This window comes from Streptomyces hainanensis, from assembly GCF_004348415.1.
In the GTDB taxonomy this organism is placed as follows: domain Bacteria; phylum Actinomycetota; class Actinomycetes; order Streptomycetales; family Streptomycetaceae; genus Streptomyces; species Streptomyces hainanensis.
The window spans coordinates 1-5699 of the sequence record NZ_SMKI01000476.1; the positions used below are offsets into that span (position 1 = coordinate 1).

Sequence of the window (5699 nt, forward strand, 5' to 3'; positions counted from 1 at the left end):
GCTGTCCGACACCGTCGAGATCGGCATCAGCGGCTACAACGACTTCCGCGACCAGATCGAGGCCGGCAACCTGCGGGCGCTCGCCGTCTCGGCCGAGCAGCCGGTGCCCGGCATCGACACCCCGACCGCACCCGGGCCGTGGTGGACGAGATGAACCGGCTGGCGTACGTCGCCGACCTGCGGATGTTCGAACGGCTCCAGACGCGGCCGCCGGCCGAGGACGGCTGGGCGGACGCGTTCCCGTACTCGCGCGGCACGATCCGGCTGACGCCTGACGAGCTGCGGGAGTTCTTCGAGGCGTACATCGCGCTGCTCAACCGCTACAAGCGCCCCGACGGCGAGACGCCGCCGGAGGCGCGGACGGTGCTCACGCGGCTGCTCGCGTTCCCCGCGCCGGGCGACGATCACACGGAAGGAACGACGGAATGAGTGACGGGCCGGCGCTGCGGTTGGACGGCGTCAGCAAGGTGTACGGGCGGAACGGCTCGGCCGTCCGGGCCCTGGACGGGGTGAGCGTCGCGATACCGCGCGGCAGCTTCACCGCCGTGATGGGCCCCTCGGGGTCGGGCAAGAGCACGTTCCTGCACTGTGCGGCGGGACTCGACCGGGCGACGTCCGGGACGGCGTGGCTCGGTTCCACCGAGGTGTCGGGGCTGAGCGAGCGGCGGGCCACCGAACTGCGGCGGGAGCGCGTCGGGTTCGTGTTCCAGGCGTTCAACCTGGTGCCCGCGCTGACCGTGCGGCACAACGTGGAGCTGCCGCTGCGGCTGGCCGGGCGGCGGATCGACCGGCGGCGCGTCGACGAGGTGTTGGCGCGGGTGGGGCTGTTGGAGAAGCGGGACGTCAGGCCGGCGCAGCTGTCCGGCGGACAGCAGCAACGGGTGGCCGTGGCACGGGCGTTGATCACCCGCCCGGACGTGATCTTCGGCGACGAGCCGACCGGGGCGTTGGACACGATGACGGCGAAGTCGGTGTTGGAGCTGTTGCGCGGCATCGTCGGGGACGGCGGGCAGACGGTGGTGATGGTCACCCACGATCCGGTGGCGGCCTCGTACGCCGACACCGTGCTGTTCCTCGCCGACGGGCGGCTGGTCGGGGAGTTGGCCGAGCCGACCGCGGAGCGGGTGGCGGACCGGATGACGCGGCTCGGGGCGTGGGCCTGATGTTGCGCTACGCGTTGTGGACGCTGCGGGCCCGCCGGGCCGGGTTCGTCGGGGCCTTCCTCGCGCTGTGCTGCGCCGCCGCGCTGGTGACGGCCTGCGGCGGGCTGCTGGAGACGGGGCTGCGCGGCGAGATCCGCACCGAGCGGTACGGGGCAGCGCCGGTCGTGGTGGCGGCCGACCAGAACGTGCACCACGAGCAGCGGAAGGGCGACAAGGTCAAGCACAAGGCCAAGCCGGTGGCCGAGCGCGCCTGGCTCCCGCCCGGCACCGCGGAGACGATCGCGGCCGTGGACGGCGTCGGCGCCGTGCTGCCCGAGGTGACGTTCCCCGCGGCGCTCGTCGGCGTCGGCGGTGGGCCCGAGTCGCTTGGTCACGCCTGGAGTTCGGCCGCGCTGACGCCGTTCGTGATCGGCGAGGGCCGGGCGCCGGAGGCCCGCGGCGAGATCGTGGTGGACGGCGGGCTGGCGCGGCGCGGCGGGATCGGCGTCGGAGACGTGGTGACGGTGCAGGCCACGGACGCGCCGGCCGAGTACACCGTGGTCGGCGTGGCCGAGGGCGCGGTCACCGAGCAGGCGGCGGTGTTCTTCGCCGAGGACGAGGCGCGGCGGCTGGCCGGGCACGACGGCCGGGACACGGTCGTCGGCGTCGTCCCGGTGGACGGCGTCCCGGCCGAGGAACTGGCCGGCCGGCTCGGCGAGGCGCTGGCGGGGACGACCGCCCTGGTGCACACCGGCGGGGAGCGCGGCGAGGTCGAGTTCCTCGACGCGGCGCAGGCCCGCGTCCGGCTGGTCAGCATGGGCGGGGCGATCGGCGGCACCGGGCTGCTGGTCGCGGTGCTCGTGGTGGTCGGCACCCTGGCGCTCGCCACCCGGCAGCGCCACCGCGAGTTGGCGCTGCTGCGCGCCGTCGCGGCGACGCCGCGCCAGGTGCGGCGGCTGATCGGCCGCGAGGCGCTGGTCGTCGGCGCGGTGGCCGGGGTGCTCGGGGCCTTCGCGGGGCAGCCGCTCGGCGGCCTGATCCACCGGCGGTTCACCGAACTCGGCGCGGTGCCCGAGACGTTGGCGCCGGTGCGGAGCGTGTTCCCGGCGGTGGCCGCCGTGGTGGCGACGCTGCTCGCCGCCTGGCTCGCGGCCCGGCTCGCCGCTCGGCGGGCCGCGCGGATCAGGCCGGTGGAGGCGCTGGCCGAGTCGGCGGCCGACGTGCGCGGCCCCGCGCCGGGGCGGCTGCTCGCCGGCGGTCTCGTGCTGGTGGGCGGGGTGGTGCTGCTCGTGGTGCTGTCGGCGTTGCGCACCGAGCCGGCGGCGACCCCCGTCACCTACCTCGCGGTGCTGGTGCTGTGCGTGGCGGTGGCGCTGCTCGGCCCGGTGCTGGCCAGGGTCGCGTTCGCGGCGCTGGGCGCGCCGTTGCGGCTCTCCCGGGTGTCCGGGCACCTCGCCGCGCACCACGCGTCGGCCGGGGCGACCCGGCTGGCGGCCGTGATCACGCCGCTGACCCTGCTGGTCGCGATGGCCGCGGTGATCGTGTTCGGGCAGACGACGCTGGGCGCGGCGGCCGAACGGGAGGCCAGGGACGGGGTGGTGGCCGACGCGGTGGTCACCTCGACGGGCCTCGGCGTGCCGGGCGCGGCGGCCGACCGGCTGCGCGCGGAGCCGGGCGTGGCCGGCGTCACCGAGGTGCTGCGGACCCAGGTGCGCACCCCGGGGCTCGACAGGTACCGGGCCGAGGGCGTCACCCCGGGTCCCGGGCTGGCCGGGACCCTGGATCTCGGCGTCACGGCCGGGTCGATGGCGGAGCTGGACGAGGGAAGCGTGGCGGTCGGCGAGTTGGTGGCCGACCACCACGGGCTGCGGCCGGGCGACACGTTCCCGCTGGTGCTCGGCGACAACACCCCGGTCGAGTTGACCGTGGTGGCGGTCTACGAGCGGCGGCTCGGCTTCGGCGAACTGATCCTGGACCAGGGCCTGGTGGCGGCACACGTGGACAACCCGCTGGCCGAGGCCGTGCTGGTGTCCGGCGTCGACCACGACCGACTCACCGCCGCGGTGGGGGAGTTCCCCGGGCTGACGGTCGGGGACGGCGGCGCGTTCGCGGACCGGGTGGCGGCCGGCCGGCGGGCCGACGCCGAGGTGGCGTTCCTCGGCATGGGTCTGGTGCTGGCCTTCACCACCATCGCCGCCGTGAACACCCTGGCGATGGCGACCGCCGACCGGGCCCGCGAGTTCGCGCTGCTGCGGCTGATCGGCACCAGCCGGCGGCAGGTGCTGCGGATGCTGCGCCTGGAGTCGCTGACGGTGGCGGCCACGGCGGTGCTGCTCGGCACGGGCATCGCGCTGGCCACGCTGGCCGCGCTCAGCGCCGGGATGACGGGCCGGGTCGCCCCCGCCGTCGCGCCGACCGGCTACGCGCTGCTGGTGGCGGCGGTCGTCGGCCTGACGCTGCTGGCCACGGCGATCCCGGCCCGGATGGCGCTGCGGGCGGTGACGACGGGCGTCAACTGACCCTGGTACGACCGATGTAGACGTTGCGGGCCCGGTAGTAGGTGTCGGAGGTCGGGCCCGAGTTCCCGGAGGAGCCCTCCATCTGGAGGTTGTAGATCAGCCACAGCGGCTTGCCGACGAAGCCGGCGCCGCGGTGCACGGCCTTCCAGGTGTCGTCCAGGTAGTAGTGGATGTCCACGTCGGTGTTGTTGACCTTGGTGATCCACGCCCGGTAGGCGTGCCAGCCGCCGGGCGACGAGACCGGGACGATGGTGCTGGAGACGTCCGAGGAGGTGCGGAAGGTGTTGAACCAGTTGCGGTTGTCGCCCTTGAACTCCAGGATGTCGCTCTCCGGCGGCCAGCTGTTGACCCCGGTCAGCCAGAACGCCGGCCAGGTGCCGGGCGCGCTGGGCGCCTGGAACTCGCCCTTCACCTCGTAGTTGGGGAACTGGTTGGTGACCGTGATCTGGTGCTTGGCGTGGATCGCGCCCGAGTGGTAGCGGATCGGCAGGTGGGGGTCGGCGCCGCTGGTGCCCTCGTCCCAGGTGATGCGGGTGGCGAGCAGCGTCAGCACGCCACCGCCGGAGAGGAAGACGTGGTTGTGGTCGGTGGCGCTGGCGTACATGCGGGCGCTGCCGTTGTGGTCCGAGCCCCAGGGGTAGCGGTAGTTCCAGTTCGCCTCCAGGGACTGGTAGCTGGCGAACGAGTCCGTGTTGAGCACGGTCTCCCAGGTCTCGGCGGCGTGGGCCTCTCCTGCCGTGCCGAGGCTGCCGGCGGCCGTCGCGGCGGCGACGGTCGCGGCCCCGGTGAGCAGCCGGCGGCGGCTTAACGCAGTGTGTTCGGTCATCGTTGACCTCCAGGCGGATGACGGCGGTGGGTGAACAGAAGCGAACAACACCTCCCAGCTTTCACCATCGTTGAGTCGTGACGAGCCCATGTCAATACGGCTGCGTCCGCTCCGTCGCCGCCAGCAGCAGGAGGTCGAGCAGCCGGTCCAGATCGCGCTCCGTCGGCTCGCGGCCGGTCGCCGCGCCGATCGCCGTCAGCGCGGTGAGCAACTGGTCGTCGTCGCCCGGGAGTTCCGCGACGACGGCGCGGGCGCGCGGTGTCGCGAGCAGTCGGCGGGCCGCCGCGGCGTGGGCGTCGTCCGCTCCGGCGCCGGAGCGCTCGGCCCCGTCCCCATCCCCGGCCTCGGCCTCGGCCTCGGTGAGCGTGACGGCGAGCCGCGCGCCGAGCGCCTCGGCCAGCCGGGTCAGCGCGGCCAGCGTCGGGTTGCCACGCCCGTTCTCCAGGTTGGCGATGTAGGGCACCGAGAGCCCGGCGTCCGCCGCCACCGAGGCGATCGTCCGCCCGGCCGCCTTCCGGCGTGCCCGCAGCTCCCGGCCCAGCTCCGCGCCCTCCATCTGACCTCCTGAAATATCTTCACCGAAAATTATTGCCGCGAACTATCCTGTGAGGATAGTTTCTGTCGGGTGAGGACCACCGTGCTGCGTGACCCCGCCTACCGACTGCTGCTCACCGGCTCCGTCGTCGCCGGCCTGGGAAGCTGGCTCCTGCTCGTCGCCGTGCCCGTGTACGTCTACCAGCTCACCGGATCCGCCACGGCCACCGGCCTCGCCGTCGCCGTCGAGGCGACGCCCGGGCTGCTGATCGGCCCCTGGGCCGGGGTGCTGCTCGACCGGGTGCGACTGACCCGCGCCCTGTGGCTGGCCCAACTGGCCTGCGCCGCCGCCGTCTCGCTGCTCCTCCTGGTCGACGACGCGTCCGACGTCTGGCTGATCTATCTGGCGGTGTTCGGCGAGAACGTCGCCGCCACCGTGCAGCGACCCGCCGTCCGCGCCCTCGTCCCCGCCGTCGTCGGCACCGGGCAGCGCGAGTTGGCCGCCGCCAACTCCCTGGACTCGCTGGCCGGCAGCCTGCTCCGGCTCGGCGCCCCGCCGCTCGGCGCCCTGCTGCTCGCCGGCCCCGGAATCGGCGCCGTGCTCGCCATTGACATCGCCGGCTACCTCCTCTCGGCCCTGCTCTTCGCCGTCCTCGGCCGCCGGACCGCCTCCCCCGC

General features: G+C 74.4%; 6 protein-coding genes. 4 read left to right on the plus strand and 2 right to left on the minus strand.

All coding sequences use genetic code 11. The features are described 5' to 3' along the window. The first annotated feature begins 141 nt into the window (after positions 1-141). The 3 genes from E1283_RS30450 to E1283_RS30460 are packed head-to-tail and all read left to right on the plus strand — an operon-like array spanning position 142 to position 3661. Positions 142-429, plus strand: coding sequence for a hypothetical protein (locus tag E1283_RS30450; protein ID WP_243745212.1), 288 nt, complete (start codon positions 142-144; stop codon positions 427-429). Next, on the plus strand, positions 426-1163 hold the full coding sequence (locus E1283_RS30455; protein ID WP_132821402.1) for an ABC transporter ATP-binding protein: 738 nt from the start codon (positions 426-428) through the stop codon (positions 1161-1163). Before E1283_RS30450 ends, E1283_RS30455 begins: the two co-directional genes overlap by 4 nt. Beyond that, entirely contained in the window at positions 1163-3661 is a 2499-nt protein-coding gene (locus E1283_RS30460) for an ABC transporter permease (protein WP_207930587.1), read from the plus strand. Before E1283_RS30455 ends, E1283_RS30460 begins: the two co-directional genes overlap by 1 nt. Here E1283_RS30460 and E1283_RS30465 read toward each other — a convergent pair. Together E1283_RS30465 and E1283_RS30470 are read right to left on the minus strand one after the other, a co-directional pair. After that, entirely contained in the window at positions 3654-4487 is an 834-nt protein-coding gene (locus E1283_RS30465; protein WP_165956303.1) for a LamG domain-containing protein, read from the minus strand. The genes E1283_RS30460 and E1283_RS30465 overlap by 8 nt on opposite strands. Before the next feature lie 91 nt (positions 4488-4578). Then, on the minus strand, positions 4579-5043 hold the full coding sequence (locus tag E1283_RS30470; protein WP_132821404.1) for a helix-turn-helix domain-containing protein: 465 nt from the start codon (positions 5041-5043) through the stop codon (positions 4579-4581). A 69-nt stretch (positions 5044-5112) separates the two neighbouring features. Between E1283_RS30470 and E1283_RS30475 the strand changes: the two genes are divergently transcribed. Then, on the plus strand, positions 5113-5699 hold a 587-nt coding region (locus tag E1283_RS30475; RefSeq protein ID WP_132821405.1), incomplete at its 3' end, for an MFS transporter.

Bases quoted from the DNA above. Each gene is read 5' to 3' on its own strand.
- E1283_RS30465 (WP_165956303.1), bottom strand. From the start codon at position 4,487: ATGACCGAACACACTGCGTTAAGCCGCCGCCGGCTGCTCACCGGGGCC.
- E1283_RS30470 (WP_132821404.1), bottom strand. From the start codon at position 5,043: ATGGAGGGCGCGGAGCTGGGCCGGGAGCTGCGGGCACGCCGGAAGGCG.
- E1283_RS30460 (WP_207930587.1), top strand. From the start codon at position 1,163: ATGTTGCGCTACGCGTTGTGGACGCTGCGGGCCCGCCGGGCCGGGTTC.
- E1283_RS30455 (WP_132821402.1), top strand. From the start codon at position 426: ATGAGTGACGGGCCGGCGCTGCGGTTGGACGGCGTCAGCAAGGTGTAC.